This window comes from Shewanella sp. 10B (assembly GCF_023475885.1).
Classification (GTDB): Bacteria; Pseudomonadota; Gammaproteobacteria; order Enterobacterales; family Shewanellaceae; genus Shewanella; species Shewanella mangrovisoli.
Genome location: NZ_JAMDJO010000021.1, coordinates 1 through 1,416, shown reverse-complemented (window position 1 = coordinate 1,416; position 1,416 = coordinate 1). Strand labels below are relative to the sequence as shown.

The following is a 1,416-nucleotide window of genomic DNA, read 5'->3' as shown; positions in this document are numbered from 1 at the left end:
TTGTGGTCCCACCTGATCCCATCCCGAACTCAGAAGTGAAACGCAATCGCGCCGATGGTAGTGTGGGGTCTCCCCATGTGAGAGTAGGTCATCGCCAAGCGCCTAATTAAATCATCAATGATGATAAAGAATTGCTGATATGGCTCAGTCGGTAGAGCGCATCCTTGGTAAGGATGAGGTCCCCAGTTCGATTCTGGGTATCAGCACCATACAATCTAGTGTGTTTTCCTAGAGCAAAATTTGTTTGGTGACAATAGCATTGTGGTCCCACCTGATCCCATCCCGAACTCAGAAGTGAAACGCAATCGCGCCGATGGTAGTGTGGGGTCTCCCCATGTGAGAGTAGGTCATCGCCAAACGCTAAATTAAGAGAGGCCACCTAATAAGGTGGCCTTTTTGCTTTCCGATAGTTTATTTCCATAGTTTGCTCATCTCCTCCAGCTAGATATGCCATGTAATAAGCCTTGGTTAGCTAAGTAATCAATATAGCTCTATTTCTACGATTCTTTCCTATTCACTATTCCTTCCTCTGATATGCGTTATTAGCGCCTAGATGTGCATTAAGCCGCTTATCAATAATTATTGAGTGAACATCCTAATTTTGTTTTCAATTCTCCTACCCTCTCTAAGTCATTCGTTACCCTACATCTCGACTACGACAAATTAAGTGAGGGCGCTGATCTTTGTAGGTTTTGAAATTACAAATTTCTTAATGATAACTATCCACTTATTTAAATCATTGCGTCGAATAAATCGCTGATACAAGGTGCTACGACTAAAACTAGTCGTAGAATACCGTAAACAACGAACTTTAACGCACTAAACAGCGGGTGATTAAAAGGGGAGGATGATTAGGAAATCTGGCGCAATGTGGATAACTCTGGGTGTAACTCGTGGGGAGCTTGTGCCTAGTTTGGGTGTAAAAAGGCATTTGAAAAATAATGCAAAAAACTTCAAAAAAGCCCTTGCACAAAAAGTTTCGGTGCCTATAATGCGCATCCACTGACACGGCAGAGCGCGAAAGCAAAGGCTGATTCAATAAGAACCCAAGGTTCTGAAATGAATAAGTCAGTTTGAATTGTTTAATAATTAATCAAGTGATTCAAATGCGAAAAGAAGTTTGCAAAAACGCCTTGACGCGACTGGGGAAATGCGTAGAATACGCAGCCCTGACCCGCTGAGCGGTAACGCGAAGGCCGAGGTCGAAATGCTCTTTAACAATATAAACAAGAAATCTGTGTGGACACTCACGGGTGTTGAGTTAATCGAAATTACTCTGCCGTTTGGCGAGTAATCAAAATTTACATCAATGAATGAGTGTTCATAGCAATATGTACAGTTTGTTTTGACTTTCGAGTCGAAACGACAAATCAGAATTCATTGAGTCGTTTAACGCGAGTTAAACAAAAAACTTTT

At 41.8% G+C, this 1,416-nt stretch carries 1 protein-coding gene, 1 tRNA gene and 2 rRNA genes; all 4 read left to right on the top strand.

All coding sequences use genetic code 11. From position 1 onward, the window contains the following. Positions 1-100 (top strand): 5S ribosomal RNA (gene rrf, locus M0415_RS21270); the annotation flags it as partial. 33 nt (positions 101-133) lie between these two features. Then, a tRNA-Thr gene (locus M0415_RS21265) sits at positions 134-209 on the top strand. Positions 210-243: 34 nt separating this feature from the next. Then, positions 244-359, top strand: a 5S ribosomal RNA gene (gene rrf / locus M0415_RS21260). Positions 360-1,150: 791 nt separating this feature from the next. Beyond that, complete coding sequence (locus tag M0415_RS21255; protein ID WP_176370383.1) at positions 1,151-1,294, top strand: hypothetical protein; 144 nt, start codon at positions 1,151-1,153, stop codon at positions 1,292-1,294. Positions 1,295-1,416: the final 122 nt, after the last annotated feature.

Coding starts and splice junctions, on each gene's coding strand:
- M0415_RS21255 (WP_176370383.1), top strand. CDS start 1,151: ATGCGTAGAATACGCAGCCCTGACCCGCTGAGCGGTAACGCGAAGGCC.